The sequence below is a fragment of the Nonomuraea sp. CA-218870 genome (assembly GCF_050936535.1).
Taxonomy (GTDB): domain Bacteria; phylum Actinomycetota; class Actinomycetes; order Streptosporangiales; family Streptosporangiaceae; genus Nonomuraea; species Nonomuraea corallina.
Genome location: NZ_JBNJMN010000001.1, coordinates 2,865,397 through 2,882,026, shown reverse-complemented (window position 1 = coordinate 2,882,026; position 16,630 = coordinate 2,865,397). Strand labels below are relative to the sequence as shown.

Sequence of the window (16,630 nt, the reverse complement as noted above, 5' to 3'; positions counted from 1 at the left end):
ACGTACCCGGAGCATCACCGCGTACCGGTAATGAACCGACGATGTTCACCCCGGCCGTTCTGCCGCACCGACCTTCCGTCAGATCATCACCTCTACCGGCAAACAGGTTGAACCGGACAACCGACACAGCCATGATCGACGTGGAGACGTGCCGCGACGACGCGAAGGAGCCCGATGGACTCTCCCTCGATGCCGGACACGTCGGAGCCGGCCGGGGAGTCCGCACGGCGCACCCCGTGGCTGACGATCGCCGTCATCTACCTCGGCGGGGTCGTCGCGGCGATGAGCTTCGGCAAGTTCTCCCCGGTCGGGCCGGAGGTCGCGGGCGAGCTCGGGCTGTCGCTGTCGCAGCTGGGGTGGGTGATCTCGGCCGTCGTCGGCGTCGGCGCCGCCGCCGGTCTGCCCGCCGGCTACCTCGTACGCCGCGTCGGCGCGGAGCGATCGCTGGTCGCGGGCCTCGCCCTGACCGCGGCGGCGAGCGCGGCGAGCGTGGCCGCGCCCGATTTCGGCTGGTTGCTGGCCGCCCGGTTCGCCGAAGGCATCGGGTATCTCCTGATCATCATCACCTGTCCGGCGCTGGTCGTCCGCCTGGCCACCGGACGCGACCGGGGCACCGCCCTGTCGATCTGGGCCACGTTCGTCCCGGTGGGACTCGGGGCGAGCACGCTCGCGGGCGGCGCGCTGGCTTCCGCTCTGGGCTGGCGCGGCTGGATCGCGCTGGTCGCCGGTCTGACGCTGGCGATGGCGCTGGTCCTCTGGGCGCGACTGCCGCGGGGGCCCGGACGGCAGGCGGCCGGCCCGCGCCCCCGGGCCGGGGCGCTGTGGTGGCCGCTGGTGCTCGCCGCGGCCTTCTGCCTGGCCATCCTGGTGACCCTCCCGGTGATCGTCCTCCTGCCCACGCTCCTCATCGAGCAGCAGGGCTACTCGGCCGCCGCCGCGGGCGCCCTGACCTCGGCGATCTCCGTGCTCAGCGCGCTCGGCGGGCTGGCCGTGGGAGTCCTGCTCCGCCGGGGCATCCCGGTCGGCGCCCTGGCGCTGACCGGGCTGCTCACCCTCCCGGCCGCCTGGATCCTGTTCGGCGACCACGGTTCGCCGTCAGCCGCGCTGGCGGGCGCGGCGATCGTCTCCATCGAGAACGGGTTCCTGGGCGCCCTCGGCTTCGCCGCCCTGCCGCTGGTGCTGGAGCGCCTCGACCACGCGGACGTCGGCAACGGCGTGGTCGCCCAGGCGGGCAGCCTCGGATCACTGCTCGGCCCGCCGCTGTTCGGCCTGGTGGCGGCCGGGCTGGGCTTCGGGGCGCTCGTCCCGGCCATCGCCGTCGGCATCCTGGCCGCCATCGGATTGCTGCTGCTGGTCGGCAGGCGGGCGTCGACCAGGGTGCTCGGATGATCGTCGTACGAGTCACCGGCATCCTCATCGAGGACGAACGGATCCTCCTGCTGGATCAGGACACCGACGCCCGTTCCTGGACGCTGCCCGGCGGGCGGGTCGAGGCGGGCGAGCCTCTGGCCGACGCGCTGGTACGGGAGATGCGCGAGGAGACCGGGCTGGATGTGGAGGTGGGCCGGCTGCTGTACGTGTGCGACCACTTTCCGGATGGCGGCCTCCACGTCGTCCACATGACGTTCGAGGTCATCCGCGTCGGCGGCACCCTGGGGGTCGTCACCGAAGGCGTCGACACCAACCGGATCCGGGGTGTGCGTTTCGTGCCGCTGGTCGAGCTGCCGGGGCTGGGGTTCGGCTCGCGGTTCGTGGAGCTGGCCCAGGAGGGATGGCCGGAGGCGGGCTCGTACATGGGCGACAAGGCCAACATCGGGCTGTGACGCCGTAGCCAGAGCTCATGGTGAGCGGGTGGCCGTCGGTCACAGGGCGGGTGTTCTGGGCGTCCTTGATGGCCGTACGTCAGCCGAGCCGTCATCGGCGCCAGAAAGCGTCATGGGCGCGGCCCTCGGTCATTCTCGGAGCCGGTTCACCGCCTCGACGACGGGCGCCGCGCCGTCCTCCGCCGAGACCCGGGCCGAGAGGGCTTGGGCCCGCTGCCGGTAGGCCGGGTCGGTGACCGCTGCGGAGAGCGCGGCGGCCAGTCGTGCGGGCGTCAGGCGGCGGAACGGGATCGCGGCCGGAGCCACTCCGAGCGCCATCAGCCTGGACGCCCAGAACGGCTGGTCATTCATGACCGGCACGGCCACGGCCGGCACGCCCGCCCGCACCCCGGCCGCGGTGGTGCCGCCGCCGCAGTGGTGGGCGACGGCGGTCACCCGGGGGAACAACCAGTCGTGCGGCACGTCGCCGACCCCCAGCACGTCATCCGACATGCGCCCCCGCAGGCCGGTCTGCAACACGCCGCGCAACCCGGCCCGCCGCAGCGCCCGCACGGCTAGCTCCGTGTACTTCTCGGCCCGCGCGCCCGCCAGGCTGCCGAAGCCGACGAAGGCCGGTGCGGGCCCCGATGTCAGGAAGTCGCGCAGCACCGGATCCGGCTGCCAGCCCCGCGGCCGGAGCGGCCACCAGTAACCCGTGATTTCCAGTCCCGGCCGCCAGTCGGCCGGGCGCGGCACCACCAGCGGGCTGACCCCGTGGAAGACCGGCCAGCGCGTGCTCTCCCGGCGCCGGTAGAGGGTACGAGGGGTCGTCGGGGGCAACCCAAGCCGGGCCCGCATCTTCGTACTCAACCCGACGAGCACCGGGCCCGCGACGGGCGACTCGAACGCGAGCCGGGCCGCCCTGCGGTTCCCCCATCGCCCGAGCGACCGTTGGAAGAGGCTCAGGACCGGCGGAAAGTCCCCCGTAGGCTCGATCGGCTGCAGGTGCACTCCCATACTCGGCACGCCCATCGCCTCGGCGACGTGAAGGCCCGGCGCGCCCGCCACGCCGAGCAGCAGCAGGTCGGCGTCCCGCTCGGCGATCCCGGCCAGGCCCTCCACGAGTTGCTCGCCGTACTCCTTGAAGGCGCTGATGGACAAGCGGCCGGTCAGCGCGGTGAGCGGGTCCCCGGGAAGTGGCAGATGCTCCAGGCCACCATCGGTCACCAGCTTCGCGTACGGCTCGTGCGCGGCGATGGTCACCTCGTGCCCGGCCGGCCTCGCGTAACCGCGCACCCAGCCCGGTGTACGGCGCCACGTCCCCGTACGTGCCGACCCCGATGATCACAACCCGCATCCGGACCTCCGTCATCCTCGGTTATCATGCACTCGCATGATAAAGACTTTATCATGCGAGTGCATGAGAAAGTGGCGGGGTATGCCGAAAATCGTCGACCACGACGCCCGGCGGCGGCACATCGCCGAAGCCGTGCACCGCGTCATCCACGACAAGGGCATGGAGCGCGTCAGCCTGAGAGAGGTCGCCGCCGAGGCCGGGATGTCCATGGGGACGGTGCAGTACTACGTCACCACGAAGGACCAGATGCTCTTGCTGGCCCTGGAGCGCATCGCGGTCTGGATCGGGGACCGGGTGGCGGCCGTGGCAGCGCGCCAGTCCACACCGCTCGACGTGCTGCGGGCGATCGTGCTGGAGCTGCTGCCACTGGACGAGGAGCGCAGCTACCTGAACCGCATCGGGCTGGCATTCCAGGCGAGCTCGGTGGTGGACGACGACCAGGCGGCGGCGATGCGGCTCGGGGTGCCGGCCCTGCTGTCCCTCTTCGCCGAGCAGATCAGGGCCGCCCAGACCGCCGGGCAGCTCGCCGCCCACCTGGATGCGGAGAAGGAAGCGAGCATCCTGTACGCGTTCGCGCAGGGCATCGTGAACACCACCCTGGTCGGGCACTACACACCCGAGGGGGTCGCGGCGTTGCTCGACTACCACCTGGCGCGGCTCCACGCGGAATGATGATCGTGGCGTGAATCGCGCCCCGTGACGCCGGCCCCTTGAAGTCGCGACCAGGGCCTACGCGACCCGCTGGGGCGCGGGACTGGAGTTGACGTGGGCCTGGTCGAGCTTCCAGGAGCCGACCGAGGTCAGGCCAGGTCGAACTCGCCGTCCCGAACGCCGCCGACGAACGCCCTCCACTCGCCAGGGGTGAAGACCAGCGCCGGGCCGTGGGGGTTCTTGCTGTCTCGTACGGCGACGACACCGGGAAGGTTGGTCGCCACTTCCACGCACTGTCCGTTGTCGCCGCTGGCAGTCGCTTTGCGCCATTCCGCATTTTCGAGATTCACGGAGTCCATTTCCTTACCGCATCCTCTATGACCTGCAGTGACATTGCTTGTGGGTAGGCGTCCGCTCTGATGGTGTCGTACCTCATTTTGAGGCGTACGACTGAGTCATGGTCGCCGGTGACCAGACCCGATAGCACGGAATCGGCCGATACGACTTCCGTTCCGTCGCGTAGCCGTGCCAGCGCGAACGCGCTCATCATGCCAGCCGCGCAACCGGTCGCGGTAGGCACTACTTGGACAGTGATTCGTGAATCCTGTACGCGTTCCAGCAGCTGACGGAGTTGTTCGGCGAGAACCTTTGGACCACCTATAGGGCGGTGCAGCACGCTTTCGTCGATGATGGCAAGGAAAACCGGAGGGCTCGGGACATCGAAGATCTCCATGCGCCGCATCCGGACCTGGACTCGTTCCTCGACCTGCTCGACCGGGACCGTAGTGGCGAAGATGGCCCGCGCGTACTCGGGCGTCTGCAGCAGGCCGGGGATCACGAGCGGGTCCCACGACTGCAGGATGGCGGCCTGGGGCTCGATCTCCTCCACCCAGCGGGCGAACCAGCCGAGGGTCGGGGAATGCGAAATCTGCATGAACAGGTCCACGAAGTGTCCGTCGAGTTGAAAGGCGCGATCCAATGCCGCCGCGAACTCCACCGTGGGAGCCCGACGCCCTCGCTCGACGTGGCTGATCAGTGAGGTATGGCATCGAACCCTGCTGCTCAAAGCAGTCTGGGATATCCCCGCCTCCTTGCGGCGGCGCGTCAGGTCCGCCGCGAAGCGCGCCCGAGGAGACATCTGGTCACTGATGCCGTTGTCCACGCCACTCCTCATAGACACGTCGCTGAGACCCTGCCAAGTCCATACTGAGTGTGACAGTACAACTACGGAGGCATGACGTCCATCAGGATTCTCGTGTCTACTTCCGTCGCCGGATTAGGCCAGGTAAAGGCCCTGCAGAACGCTCCAGAAGCTCATGCTGAGAGTTCACGCAGTCGTACTAGACGCACTGCCTGTCACGGGAGGTCGGCATGAACGCGAACCCGTTGGCGACCCGACAGAACTACACGGAGCTGCCGGTCCACCCGATCGCGGTGTCTCTCGCTCGTAGATATGTGGTGTGCGTGCTGACGGACTGGGGACGCGACACCCTCATCGACGACGCCCAACTCGTGATCAGCGAGTTGGTCACGAACGGCATCAAGGCTTCAAACCCAAGCGAGGACGAGATTGAGGCGTACGGGATGCTCGCCAGCTCCTATCGGAGGGTCCGGATAGGACTCCACCGGGCAGCCGGTGGAGTCGTCCTGGAGGTCTGGGACTGCTGCCGGCGTCCTCCGCAACTGTGCCGGCCGGACGCGGAGGCAATCGGCGGCCGAGGGCTGCTCGTGATCGACACTCTGGCGATCACCTGGGGGTATCGGTGGCCGAAGACAGGCGGAAAGATCGTCTGGGCCATGCTGGGCGAGGTGTCATGATCGACCCGGACGACTGGGACTGCCCACAGCTCGCCCCGCATCCGCCCGGACGCGTCGGCTTGCCGACGATGCCGCTCGACTGGACGGCCGAGCGGCCGTTTCGGTCGCGGGTGCTGGACTACACCTGCTCGTGTCAAACGATCGTGTACGAGTTGCTTGCGTCCGGCGGGATGTACGTGATTCGCCGTACGTACCAAACCACTCCTCCACGAGTCGCCTACGCCGGACCCTGGTCACGATGCGCGGCCGAGACGATGTGGTACTCGATCCTCACAGGAGAGGCAAGTTTATCCAGCGCACCGTAGGCGAGCCCTGAGTGGTGGGATACGTGACCGGCCTGATCACATCTGAGTAACCGACATTCTCATCGACGACGATCTGCGCCGGCTGCTGTATCAAGACATGGAGATTGGTTCTTGGTCGCTGCCTGGCTGGAAGGTAGAGCCGGAGAACTGTCCGCCGACGTGCCGGTGTGGGAGATGCGCGAGGAGACTGAGCTACGTGAAGGTCGGCCGCTGCTGTAAGTGCGCGACCGTCTTCCCTGCGCCGGCCTCCTCATCGTCCATTCTCGAGAGAGATAGGTTCCGCCGTAACCACCATCGCGAAGCTCACAAAAGGTCGAGCAGCTCATCGATTCCTCTAAATCCATCTTGCAATTCTTGTACTGTGATGAATTCCACCTGAGGGTCCAGCAGCTTCTGGGGCTTGCCTGATTTATGCGCCAGTTCTCCTCTAGCTGTCGCCCATGCCTCCAGAGCGCTCAGCCACTGCTCATCGATGTCTTCTTCTCGCACTCCCAGCGGAAGAAGAATGCGCAGTAAATTTTTTTCCTTAATGCCGTTATTCTGCATAATAACATAATGAAGATATGTCTTTCGTGCAGCATCGATTCGCTGGGAAAGGTCAGGAGCCTTCTTTTGCCTCTCGCCAGCAGAAAGAATGGTCGTCTCTTTCCAGCCTAAACTACTCTCAAAAGCAACCAAGGCAAGCAAGCTTGGCCGAATAGTGCCCTGACCCAGCCACTCGCTAACAGCACGTGTGACGATCTGCTGCGCCCGATCCTCGATGAACGCCTCAAATTCGGCATGAGCGAGCAAGCGAAACGCCCTCGCACTCTCATGAACCTGAACTGTGTACAGACCAGTTGGATCGAACTCTTCTGGGAGAAGGTTGCTACGTAATTCTAGGAGGCGCGCAGAAAGAGTTTGAAATCGAGGGGACGACATCAGCTTTCCCTGAAAATGATTCTTTCATCGCCGCTCAAGTAGGGAATACGCACATTCCCCTCGCCGACAACCGGCGCGATCGCTTCTCCCCACTTCTGGAGTCGATACTGAGTTGCACTTATAGATTTCGTGGTACTTTGTACTGTCTTGACAAATTCCATATCCGAATCACAGAGGTCCTGGAAAGCCTCTCTAACGTCAGCGGCTCGTGCTTGTGCAGCGGACCGAACCGATGGCGAGGAGAAGTAATAAGTCATCACATCGAATATCGCCCTGTTGAAGCGGTTCTCGTAATGGTCTTTATCCCACCTATGAAAGGCATCAGAACCAAAGATAGCTACTGTGCTATCAATCGCGAGATCACACTGCAGTGCTGCGTCACGGATCCCAGCTGCCTCTGCAGGCCACTTCTCGTTAAGCTTCTCCGTCGTCCCATCGAGGAATTTCTTAAGGTCACCTCGATACTCTGGTAGATAATAGGAGAAGGCGAAGTACCTCAACAGGATCTCGACGTCTCGCATACGGAAGTCTGGGCCACTGAGCTTCAGGGCCTTCTGGAGAGAAGTGCTTTCGCTCGCGTAGTCATCAAGGAAGTCGGTAAACTCGCCAGGGTGAAGCGCCTGCCGTAGTTCTTGCGGGGATAGGCTTACGCTACCAGTATTCAGGCGCAGGAAGACCAGGTTTAGAAATTCCTCATTCGGCCATGCCCGAACCACTACAGTGCGGACGGTTTGATTGAGAAAGGAATTCAGATCTTCCACGCGGGCAGCATCATTCTCCATTTTCGCCAGCGTCTGCCTATTGAGATCAGTCCGCACATCCAGGCCTCGAAGGCTGAACTTGCGGAATTCCTCCTCCGCATGTGCAGCAAAGGACGACCCCTCTGCGAACTGGCGAAGCGCGAGAAGTCTTTGTTTGCCATCCAAGACCAAGAATGAGCCTCGCCGCCTCTTATCCTCGGCAAGGACCAACTGAGGTATGGGGAGGCCAAGAATCAGCGACTCGATGAACCGGCTTTTCCGTTTAAGGTCCCATGCATCTCTTCGCTGAAACCTCGGATTCAGCTGTATGTTTCCCCGGCGCAACTGACTCAGGATCGTTTCAGCTGTCCAGTCGGTGTCCGTGACCACTGCCTGTGAGACGGCGTCGGGCGCCACCGGCTCCTCATCGTCTTCAACGTCACCCCACTGCGTTTCAAGTTGAGAGATGCGAATGTCCGCCTCGTCCTGGTCGCTCATGCTCCCGCCTTTCCCCTTATCCCGGACAGTCTACCTCCTCCTGGTCCACTTTTCGCAAGGTTCTAGTAATCAGGCAGAGTCTAACCAAATCAGGAAATTATCTCATTCGTCCACATATGACCGTCTTGTCGCAATCCATATGTCTCATTGGAGCTACTGCTATGAGGCATTGCGTGAGGCGGGGACGAACGCCAGACTGGCCAACGCCCCTAGCAAGACCCTCACTGGAGGCATCCGCCCGTGCACGACACCCCGGTCGCCGGCCTGTACGACTCCCTACTCACCCGGAGGCTTCAGGAACAAGCGGACCTCTGGCGTCAGGCTGGTCATCTCGTGGAGACCACGCAGGTGGATGGTGAGGAGGTCGCTCACCTACTTGGCCGGTTCGTCGGACAAGCTGCTGCCCGCGCCTTCGCCACGCTAAAAACCCTGAAGAGCAGATTCACCTGGCCAACCAGTTGATGAGTCACCTGGCTGGCCGTGAGGTTGTTGCGGACGGTCCGTCCAAGTTGCTGTCGATCGTCGAGAAAGCGCCTGATGCGGTAGCTCCGCCCCGGCCGCTGACCTCACTATCGGAGGCCGCGCTCCTGACCAATCTCCGAGCGAGAGGTGGAGGCGGCGCGTACCAAGGCGTTGAAAGCCCTGACCGGGCGGCCGGGGGCAGGCGACGTGGGCGCGTCGTTCGACGCGGAGAAGGGCACCGTCAGCATCGAGGTCGAAGCGGAGACGACCCTGCAGGAGGTCAGGCAGGATCTCGGCGAGGTGCCAGGTCCACGCTTCCGGCAGACAGCGAGATCCAGATCGACGTCAAGGTCGTGGACGAACTGGACATCCAGCCGCAGAGGTGACATCGCGCTGTACACCCGCGGATCGATGACCGCGACGCGCACGTTCTACTACGCGAAGGACCGCAAACGATACCTCGCCGCCTGGATCGGTCAGCGAGGAGTACGGGTTCGATGGGTGCCCAGGTTCATCTCGCGGAGGTCGTCATGGGGCCGGTATGCCGAGCCGGTCTGGTCCGTGAGAAGGCTTCACAAAGAGCATCCCTTGTAGGGCGATCAGCAAGGTTGACAACCTTATTCCCACGACCACGGTAAGTTGCCGGGATTCGAGTAGGTTCCGTGAGGTCGGGGTCTATGCTTCCGCACCTCAGCCTAGACATAGAAAGAACCACCGCGATGAATGTCCGAGCAGAGTCTCTCGAACAAGCGTGCTTGCTTTACGTCATCGGTGCGAGCTCGGCAGAGACAGGAAGGCTGATCGGCGCACATAAGTTGAGGCCGGACGCATACGAACCCATCTCTGATGGCATCACTCGAAGCGACTGGTCGGAAGACCCTCGCCTTGCGACTGTGAGCGATTGGGGTCAGGGCGTTTTGGTCTCAGAGGTTAATGACGGCTGTCTGGGCGCCCAACCGGAGACGTTGGCAAAAATTGCCAGTGCAGGCCATGAGGCAATGGTGGCCTGTTGGCAAAGCGGGAAGATTCCAGGATGGCACGGCTGGCGCAGGATTGTTGCATATGTGAGTGATAATCGGCTAGCCTTCGCGTTCGATCCCAGGCGAGAGTCAAGACGCATCGGCTGGGCGGTTGACGCTCTTGACACCCACATGGCTGACCTCGCATGGCAGACAAGCCGGCGCGAATCAGCTCTAGTGCTTTTGGGACACCTTTCGGGAGCCGAGTTGTCGGATGACCTCATCCTGGGAGGGCGCGAGTTAGCTGACTATTCTCTCATCACTGAACCGCCCGCCCCTCTCGACGATAATGCTCTGCAAGCCTTCCTTGGGCCGCCCGCTTCTCGAACCTGAATTGCACTAGGATCCATGTGAACCTGATTTTCGCTCTTTCGGATCCTTCAGTCGTAGATCGCCGTTACTCCGGGATATCCCTGCGCCGGCGGGGGCCAGTGCCGTTTAAAAGGGGTTTAGGCTGATACCAACACCTGGCCATTGACCTGGATTTCCAAAGTCGCCTGTCAGGACCCTTCTGGCCGGATCAGCTCCGGATCGGTGCCCTGGCCGAGGGCCTGGTCGATCGCGGCCCGGCTGGTCCGGGGTGATGAAGACGTAGGCGCGGTTTGGCGGAACGCATGCATCAGGCAGGTCGAGGTGGTCGAAGCCGTCAGCGGTGTGGGGAGCGTGCGAGTCCCCGTACAGACGCTCGCCTTCGAGGATCGTCCCGGCGTAGGGCACCTCGACGCCGCGCTTCCCCTGCCGCATCACCGGCTTGCTGCCGGCGGGCCACACCGGGGCCGCGGCTTCTCCTTGGTAGCCGCTCTCCAAGGTCATGGGGCCGGTATGCCGAGCCGGTCTGGTGTGATGCGGCGGGCGTCACACTACGTAAAGGGCATCCCGCCCTATCGCGACCAGCAAGGTTAGCCTAACCTTATTCCCATGACCGAGGAGATCTCCCTCCGCGGGGCGGAGCTGTGCCTCAGCTATCACGGCGCCACCGTGGTGCACGACGGCCGGATCACCCTGCGGCCGGGCCTGGTGACCGCGCTGGTGGGCCCCAACGGCAGTGGCAAGTCCACGCTGCTGCGGGCGCTCGCCCGGCTGCACCGGCCCGACAGCGGCGCGGTGACGCTCGGCGACGGCGCCGACGCGCTGGGGCTGTCGGCGCGCGACTTCGCCTGCCGGGTGACGCTGCTGGCGCAGAGCCGGCCCACCCCCGGCGGGGTGCGGGTGTCGGACGTCGTCGGGTACGGGCGGCACCCGTACCGGAAGCGCTGGAAGGCGGCGGATCCTGACGGGGCCGCCGCTGTGGCGCGGGCGATGGAGCTGACCGGCGTGACGGCGATGGCCGAGCGGCCGGTCGACGAGCTGTCCGGCGGCGAGCTGCAGCGCGTCTGGCTCGCCACCTGCCTGGCGCAGGACACCGGCGTCCTGCTGCTGGACGAGCCCACCACGTTCCTCGACCTCCGCTATCAGGTGGAGCTGCTGGAGCTGATGCGCGACCTGGCCGACGAGCACGGCGTGGCGATCGGGGTCGTCCTGCACGACCTCAACCAGGCCGCCGAGATCGCCGACCACGTCGTCCTGCTCCATCAGGGGCGGGTCCGCGCCGACGGGCCGCCCGCGCGGGTCCTCACCGAGGACCTGCTCAGTGACACGTACGGGATCCGCATCGAGGTCAGCCATGACCCGGTGAGCGGGACCGTGACCACCCGGCCGATCGGCCGGCACAGCAAGACCGTTCACGCAACGACATGACAGGAACCACCATGCGCAGTGCCCTGACGGCCATCGCGGCCATCGCCCTTCTCGCCGCCTGCGGCACGACCGAAGCACCCGTACCCGAGCAGGCGGCGCCGGCGAGCGCGGAGCCGTCGGCGGGTCCCGTGACCGTGACCGACAGCCGGGGTAAGGAGATCAAGCTCGACCAGCCGGCGACCCGGGTCGTGAGCCTGGAGTGGGCCGAGACCGAGATCCTGGCCGGCCTGGGCGTCATGCCGGTGGGCGCGGCCGACGTGAAGGGGTTCGCCGTCTGGGACACCGCCGTCAAGCTCGACCCCTCGGTGCAGGACGTCGGCATGCGGCAGGAGCCCAGCGTCGACTCGATCAGCGCGCTCGACCCGGACCTGGTGGTCATGGAGTCCGATGACGTCGAGCTGGCCGCGCAGCTGGAGAAGTTCGTGCCGGTGCTGGTGGCCAAGGGCAGCGACGCCACGCGCAACCTGGAGCGGATGCGCGAGGACGTCGACATGATCGCGACGGCGGTCGGCAAGAGCGACGAGGGCGCCAAGCTGCTGAGCGACTTCGACGCGGCGCTGGCCGACGGCAAGGCGAAGATCGAGGCCGCGGGCGGCGCCGGCAAGCCGTTCGTGATGGCCGACGGGTGGAAGCAGGGCAGCTCGATCTCGATCCGCCTGTTCGGGAAGGGTTCGCTGGTGTCCGAGATCGGCGGCCGGCTCGGGCTGGAGAACGCCTGGAAGGGCGAGGTCGACAAGCAGTGGGGCCTGGGCACCACCGACGTCGAGGGCCTGACCGTGCTCAAGGACCCCGACACCCGCTTCTTCTACAACGCCTCCGACGACGAGGACGTCTTCGCCGACGGCCTGGCCAAGAACGCCATCTGGAAGTCGCTGCCGTTCGTGGAGAAGCAGCAGGTCACCCGGATGCCCGACGGCATCTGGACGTTCGGCGGGCCGCTCTCCGCCCAGCAGTACGCCGACGCGCTGGTCAAGGCGTTCACCGGTTGAGCACCGAAGTCCTGACCTCGGCGGTGCCCGACACGCCGCTGCGGCGGCTGGGCACCGCCGGGGTCTTTCTCCTGGCCTTGGCGGCCGTCGTCCTGGTGGCCGCCGTGCACGTGACGCAGGGCACCTCCTCGGTCGGCGCGTTCGACCTGCTGGCGCTGCCGTTCGGAGGCAGCGACGAGGCGGCCCGGGTGCTGCTGGCCTCGCGGCTGCCGCGGCTGCTGGCCGGGGTCTGCGTGGGCGTCGCGCTGGGCGTGGCGGGCGCGCTGCTGCAGGCGATCGCGCGCAACGCGATGGCCTCGCCTGACACGCTGGCCGTCAGCGCGGGCGCCTACCTGGCGGTCGTCGCGGGCAGCGTGCTCGGGCTGGCGCTGCCGGTGCCGGTCTCCGGCGCGCTGGCGCTGATCGGCGGTCTGGCCGCCGCCGCGCTGGTGCTGGCGCTGTCGTCGGGCGGGCGTACGGGGACGACGCGGCTGATCCTGGCCGGGACGGCCACCGCGCTGGCGTTCAGCTCGCTGACGAACCTGCTCATGATCCTGTTCGAGCAGGAGACGACCGGGCTGTTCGCGTGGGGCAGCGGCTCGCTCGTCCAGACCGATCTGAACGCGGTCACGCAGCTCGGGCCGGTGATCGCGGTGGCGCTGGTCGTGGCGGTGCTGGCCGGGCCGCGGCTGGACATCCTCGGCCTGGGCGACGACACCGCCACCGTGCTCGGCGTGAACGTGCCTCGGCTGCGCCTGTGGCTGACCATGCTGGCGGTGCTGCTGGCGGCGTCGGCGGTGACGATCGCGGGGCCGATCGGGTTCGTCGGGCTGTGCGCGCCGGTGATCGTGCGGCTGCTCCCCCGGTCGATCCCCGGGCTGCACAGGAGCCGGACGATGCTGCCGCTGGCGGGGCTGGTCGGCGTGCTGGTCGTGCTGGGGTCCGACATCGCGCTGCGGGCCGTGCTGGGCGCGCAGGCGGGGGTGGAGGTGCCGCCGGGCGTGGTGACCACCGTGTTCGGCGCGGCGGTGATGATCTGGCTGGCGCGTCGTTACCGTGACGCGGGGCCGACCCGGCGGCCGCCGGAGGCGCGCACGGGCGCGTCGCGGTCGCGGGGGGCCTTCCTGGCCGTGGTCGCGACCGGTGTCGTGCTCCTGGTGGGGGCGCTGGTGCTGGGGCTGCTCGGTGGTGACCGGTGGCTGCTGACCGGCGACGTGGTCAACTGGCTGCAGGGGCGCAGTGGGCGGGCGCTGACGTTCGTGCTCGACCAGCGGTGGCCCCGGGTCGCGGCCGCCGCGCTGGCCGGGGTGGCGCTGGCCGTGGCGGGGGCCGCGGTGCAGGCCGTGTGCCGCAACCCGCTGGCCGAGCCCGGCGTGCTGGGCGTGACGGCCGGGGCGGGGATCGGCGCGATCACGCTGCTCACCGTGGTGCCGATGGCCGGGATCTGGACGATGTCGGCGGCGGCGGGCGCGGGCGCGCTGATCGCCTTCGCCGTGGTCTACGGGCTGTCGTGGCGTGGCGGGCTGAGCTCGGACCGGCTGGTGCTGATCGGGGTCGGCGTGCAGTACGCGTGCACGTCCATCATCGTCCTGATCATCGTGCTGTCCGACCCGTGGAACACGGCCAAGGCGCTGACCTGGCTTTCCGGCTCCACGTACGGGCGCGTGCCGGCGCAGCTCATCCCGGTGGCGCTGGCGCTCGTGGTCACGGTGCCGCTGCTGGCCTGGCTGCGCCGGGACCTCGACCTGCTGTCGCTGGACGAGGACACGCCGCGGATCCTGGGCGTGCCGCTGGAGCCGGTGCGGCTGACCGCGCTCGCCTGCGCGGTGCTGCTCACGTCCACGGCCGTGTCGGCGGTGGGGGTCGTCGGCTTCGTCGGGCTGGTCGCCCCGCACGCGGCGCGCGCCCTGGTCGGGGCGCACCACAACCGGGTGCTGCCGGTCGCCGCGCTGCTCGGCGCGCTGCTGGTCAGCCTGGCCGACACGCTCGGCCGTACGGTGATCGCTCCGGCGCAGGTGCCGGCGGGGCTGGTGACGGCGTTGATCGGCACGCCGTACTTCGTCTACCTGCTGTGGCGGGCCCGGCCCGACTCCTCCTGACCGGCGCGCTCCGGGACGTACAGCGGCTGGAGGGCGCGGACCAGCGGCCAGGTCAGGGCGGCCATGTCGGCGGGGGTGCGGTGGCAGCCGCGCTGGAGCCAGTCGGCGGCCACGCCGATGAGCGCCCCGGCGGTGAAGGCCGCGGCGACGTCGACGCGGTCGTCCCCCGGGGGCGTGGGCGGCTGCAGGTGCTTCTGGATGGCCGAGATGATGCGGCGGCGGATGTGGTCGCAGACGCGGGCGCTGCCCTGCGGGCCGAGCAGGGCGCGGTAGAGGCCGGCGTGCTCGGCCAGGCTGGTGAAGAACTCCTCCAGTGACCGGATCGCCTCCGGCCCGGGGTCGGCCGTGCCGGGGTGCGGGCTGGGCAGGGACTCGATCAGGGTGTCGATCATCGCGGTGCAGGCGGCCTCGGCCAGCTCGTGGACGTCGCGGTAGTGGTCGTAGAAGGTCGAGCGGCTCACTCCGGCGCGCACGGCCACGTCGGCGACGGTGACGCGGGGCAGGTCGCGCTCCTCGACGAGCTGAATGATCGCGCGGGCCAGGGCGGCCTGGGTGCGGCGCACCCGGCGGTCGCCGGGGACGTTGGCAGAGGGCAGAGCCACGGCTTCCACTGTTCTTTCTGGCTACATTTGAAGGTTTTCCTACATCTGTAGGGTAACGTGCGAAGGAAGACGAGGGAAAGGACCGTCATCCAGCTGAGACAGCGGGAACTCGCCTGAACGGAACCATCCCCACAGAGGAGAAGCCGAATGAAGCAGGATCTGAGCTACCCCATCCCCAGCGACGCGGCGCTGGAGCCGCCCGCGGAGTGGGCCGAGCTGCGCGGCGAGTGCCCGGTGGCCCGCGTGAAGCTGCCCAGCGGTGACCAGGCGACGCTGCTGACCAGGCACGAGGACGTCAAGCAGGTGCTCGCCGACCCGCGCTTCACCCGGCTGCTCACCGCGCCCGACGCCGCCCGGCTGTCGGCCACCGACGACGGCGGGCTGTTCAACAGCGAGATGGCGCAGATCCTCCCCGACGGCGGCGAGGAGCACCTGCACTGGCGGCGCCTGGTCGGCAAGTGGTTCACCGCCAAGCGGATGGCCGCGCTGCGGCCCGCGATGGCGGAGATCGCCGAGCGGCTCGTCGACGACATGGTCAAGCGGGGCGCGCCCGGCGACCTGCGGGCCGACCTGGGCTTCCCGCTGCCGGTGTACGTGATCTGCGACATGCTGGGCGTGCCCGCCGAGGACCGGGAGCGGTTCTCGTACTGGTCCGACACGTTGCTCAACCTGACCCGCTACGAGAAGGCCGAGATCGACGCGGCCCAGCACGAGTTCTTCCAGTACATGTCGGCCCACCTCGCGGCCAAGCGCGCCGAGCCGGGCGACGACCTGCTGAGCGAGCTGATCGCGGCCGGCGGCCCCGAGGAGGGCGGGCTGTCGGAGCTCCAGGTGCTGGTCACCGGGATGGGGCTGCTGGTGGCCGGGCACGAGACCACGGCCAACATGATCGGCAAGATGGTCGCCATGCTGCTGGCCGACCGCACCCGGTGGGAGCGGCTGCTGGAGGACCCGTCGCTGATCCGTACCGCGGTGGAGGAGTCGCTGCGCATGGACGCCAACTCCGGCTTCGGCCTGCCGCGTTACCTGTCCGAGGGGATCGAGGTCGGCGGCACGGCGCTGCCGCGCGGCACCACCGTGGTGTGCAGCATGGCCGCGGCCAACCGCGACGAGAGCGTCTTCGACGCGGCCGACGAGATGGACCTGGCCCGCAAGCCCAACCCGCACCTGGCGTTCGGCGCCGGCGCGCACTCCTGCCTGGGCCAGGCGCTGGCCCGCACCGAGCTGCAGGTCGTGCTGGAGGTGCTGCTGCGCAGGCTGCCGTCGCTGGAGCTGGCCGTGAGCCCGGCGGAGCTGGAGCGCGTGGAAGGGCTGGCCGTCGGCGGCCTGCGCACGGTCCCGGTCCGCTGGTGATCCCGAATCCGAGAGAGGAAGCCCGCCATGAAGGTCATCGTCGACGAGGACCGCTGCTGCGGCGCCGGTCAGTGCGTGCTGCTCGCGCCGGAGGTGTTCGACCAGCGCGAGGAGGACGGCATCGTCGTCCTGCTGAACGCCGAGCCTGACGAGGGGCGGCACGCCGTGGTCCGCGAGGCGGCCGCCGTCTGCCCGGGGGCCGCGATCGAGATCCAGGAGGCGTAGCCGCCGCCGTTCTCCCCCGCCCTCTCGCGCCCTCTCGCGCCCGGAGGAGGCGCCCGCCGGCCGGTTCCCCGTG

The 16,630-nt window shown here is 67.5% G+C and carries 15 protein-coding genes; 9 read left to right on the top strand and 6 right to left on the bottom strand.

Features of this window, described 5'->3' with window-relative positions:
• Nucleotides 1-174: 174 nt before the first annotated feature.
• Together ACQEUU_RS14090 and ACQEUU_RS14085 are read left to right on the top strand one after the other, a co-directional pair.
• The gene (locus ACQEUU_RS14090) at nt 175-1,389 is read left to right on the top strand and encodes an MFS transporter (RefSeq protein WP_433065376.1); all 1,215 of its coding nucleotides are present in this window, start codon (nt 175-177) and stop codon (nt 1,387-1,389) included.
• Nucleotides 1,386-1,823, top strand: a complete 438-nt coding sequence (locus ACQEUU_RS14085) for an NUDIX domain-containing protein (RefSeq protein ID WP_433065373.1) — start codon at nt 1,386-1,388, stop codon at nt 1,821-1,823. Before ACQEUU_RS14090 ends, ACQEUU_RS14085 begins: the two co-directional genes overlap by 4 nt.
• 129 nt (nt 1,824-1,952) lie before the next feature.
• Here ACQEUU_RS14085 and ACQEUU_RS14080 read toward each other — a convergent pair whose 3' ends face one another.
• A complete protein-coding gene (locus tag ACQEUU_RS14080; protein ID WP_433065371.1) occupies nt 1,953-3,098 on the bottom strand; it encodes a glycosyltransferase in 1,146 nt (381 codons plus the stop codon).
• Nucleotides 3,099-3,240: 142 nt separating this feature from the next.
• Between ACQEUU_RS14080 and ACQEUU_RS14075 the strand changes: the two genes are divergently transcribed.
• Complete coding sequence (locus ACQEUU_RS14075; RefSeq protein WP_433065368.1) at nt 3,241-3,831, top strand: TetR/AcrR family transcriptional regulator; 591 nt, start codon at nt 3,241-3,243, stop codon at nt 3,829-3,831.
• A 128-nt stretch (nt 3,832-3,959) separates the two neighbouring features.
• On the opposite strand, the gene ACQEUU_RS14070 is transcribed toward ACQEUU_RS14075, so the two are convergent.
• Complete coding sequence (locus ACQEUU_RS14070) at nt 3,960-4,169, bottom strand: DUF397 domain-containing protein (protein WP_433065365.1); 210 nt, start codon at nt 4,167-4,169, stop codon at nt 3,960-3,962.
• A complete protein-coding gene (locus ACQEUU_RS14065; RefSeq protein ID WP_433065362.1) occupies nt 4,157-4,972 on the bottom strand; it encodes a helix-turn-helix domain-containing protein in 816 nt (271 codons plus the stop codon). Before ACQEUU_RS14065 ends, ACQEUU_RS14070 begins: the two co-directional genes overlap by 13 nt.
• A gap of 209 nt (nt 4,973-5,181) precedes the next feature.
• Between ACQEUU_RS14065 and ACQEUU_RS14060 the strand changes: the two genes are divergently transcribed.
• Nucleotides 5,182-5,628 (top strand): ATP-binding protein, encoded by a 447-nt coding sequence (locus ACQEUU_RS14060; RefSeq protein WP_433065359.1) that lies wholly within the window; start codon nt 5,182-5,184, stop codon nt 5,626-5,628.
• A 608-nt stretch (nt 5,629-6,236) separates the two neighbouring features.
• Here the strand turns inward: ACQEUU_RS14060 and ACQEUU_RS14055 are convergent.
• Nucleotides 6,237-6,854, bottom strand: a complete 618-nt coding sequence (locus ACQEUU_RS14055; protein ID WP_433065356.1) for a HEPN domain-containing protein — start codon at nt 6,852-6,854, stop codon at nt 6,237-6,239.
• Nucleotides 6,854-8,092, bottom strand: a complete 1,239-nt coding sequence (locus tag ACQEUU_RS14050; protein ID WP_433065353.1) for a DUF262 domain-containing protein — start codon at nt 8,090-8,092, stop codon at nt 6,854-6,856. The genes ACQEUU_RS14055 and ACQEUU_RS14050 overlap by 1 nt, the downstream gene beginning before the upstream one ends.
• Nucleotides 8,093-10,491: 2,399 nt before the next feature.
• Here ACQEUU_RS14050 and ACQEUU_RS14045 point away from each other — a divergent pair.
• From ACQEUU_RS14045 to ACQEUU_RS14035, 3 genes are read left to right on the top strand one after another with little or no spacing between them, the layout of a single operon-like run.
• Nucleotides 10,492-11,310: an ABC transporter ATP-binding protein gene (locus ACQEUU_RS14045; RefSeq protein ID WP_433065350.1), complete on the top strand. Its 819-nt coding sequence runs from the start codon at nt 10,492-10,494 to the stop codon at nt 11,308-11,310.
• A gap of 11 nt (nt 11,311-11,321) precedes the next feature.
• Nucleotides 11,322-12,299: an ABC transporter substrate-binding protein gene (locus ACQEUU_RS14040; protein ID WP_433065347.1), complete on the top strand. Its 978-nt coding sequence runs from the start codon at nt 11,322-11,324 to the stop codon at nt 12,297-12,299.
• Nucleotides 12,296-14,377: an iron ABC transporter permease gene (locus tag ACQEUU_RS14035; protein WP_433065344.1), complete on the top strand. Its 2,082-nt coding sequence runs from the start codon at nt 12,296-12,298 to the stop codon at nt 14,375-14,377. The genes ACQEUU_RS14040 and ACQEUU_RS14035 overlap by 4 nt, the downstream gene beginning before the upstream one ends.
• On the opposite strand, the gene ACQEUU_RS14030 is transcribed toward ACQEUU_RS14035, so the two are convergent.
• A complete protein-coding gene (locus ACQEUU_RS14030) occupies nt 14,341-14,979 on the bottom strand; it encodes a TetR/AcrR family transcriptional regulator (RefSeq protein ID WP_433065341.1) in 639 nt (212 codons plus the stop codon). The two genes, ACQEUU_RS14035 and ACQEUU_RS14030, sit on opposite strands and share 37 nt — an antisense overlap.
• Nucleotides 14,980-15,126: 147 nt before the next feature.
• On the opposite strand from ACQEUU_RS14030, the gene ACQEUU_RS14025 reads away from it, so the two are divergent.
• Both ACQEUU_RS14025 and ACQEUU_RS14020 read left to right on the top strand, forming a co-directional pair.
• Complete coding sequence (locus ACQEUU_RS14025) at nt 15,127-16,332, top strand: cytochrome P450 (protein WP_433065338.1); 1,206 nt, start codon at nt 15,127-15,129, stop codon at nt 16,330-16,332.
• A 27-nt stretch (nt 16,333-16,359) separates the two neighbouring features.
• Entirely contained in the window at nt 16,360-16,557 is a 198-nt protein-coding gene (locus tag ACQEUU_RS14020) for a ferredoxin (RefSeq protein ID WP_433065335.1), read from the top strand.
• Nucleotides 16,558-16,630: the final 73 nt, after the last annotated feature.

Coding starts and splice junctions, on each gene's coding strand:
- ACQEUU_RS14085 (WP_433065373.1), top strand. CDS start 1,386: ATGATCGTCGTACGAGTCACCGGCATCCTCATCGAGGACGAACGGATC.
- ACQEUU_RS14055 (WP_433065356.1), bottom strand. CDS start 6,854: ATGTCGTCCCCTCGATTTCAAACTCTTTCTGCGCGCCTCCTAGAATTA.
- ACQEUU_RS14060 (WP_433065359.1), top strand. CDS start 5,182: ATGAACGCGAACCCGTTGGCGACCCGACAGAACTACACGGAGCTGCCG.
- ACQEUU_RS14050 (WP_433065353.1), bottom strand. CDS start 8,092: ATGAGCGACCAGGACGAGGCGGACATTCGCATCTCTCAACTTGAAACG.
- ACQEUU_RS14020 (WP_433065335.1), top strand. CDS start 16,360: ATGAAGGTCATCGTCGACGAGGACCGCTGCTGCGGCGCCGGTCAGTGC.
- ACQEUU_RS14070 (WP_433065365.1), bottom strand. CDS start 4,169: ATGGACTCCGTGAATCTCGAAAATGCGGAATGGCGCAAAGCGACTGCC.
- ACQEUU_RS14045 (WP_433065350.1), top strand. CDS start 10,492: ATGACCGAGGAGATCTCCCTCCGCGGGGCGGAGCTGTGCCTCAGCTAT.
- ACQEUU_RS14090 (WP_433065376.1), top strand. CDS start 175: ATGGACTCTCCCTCGATGCCGGACACGTCGGAGCCGGCCGGGGAGTCC.
- ACQEUU_RS14040 (WP_433065347.1), top strand. CDS start 11,322: ATGCGCAGTGCCCTGACGGCCATCGCGGCCATCGCCCTTCTCGCCGCC.
- ACQEUU_RS14075 (WP_433065368.1), top strand. CDS start 3,241: ATGCCGAAAATCGTCGACCACGACGCCCGGCGGCGGCACATCGCCGAA.
- ACQEUU_RS14025 (WP_433065338.1), top strand. CDS start 15,127: ATGAAGCAGGATCTGAGCTACCCCATCCCCAGCGACGCGGCGCTGGAG.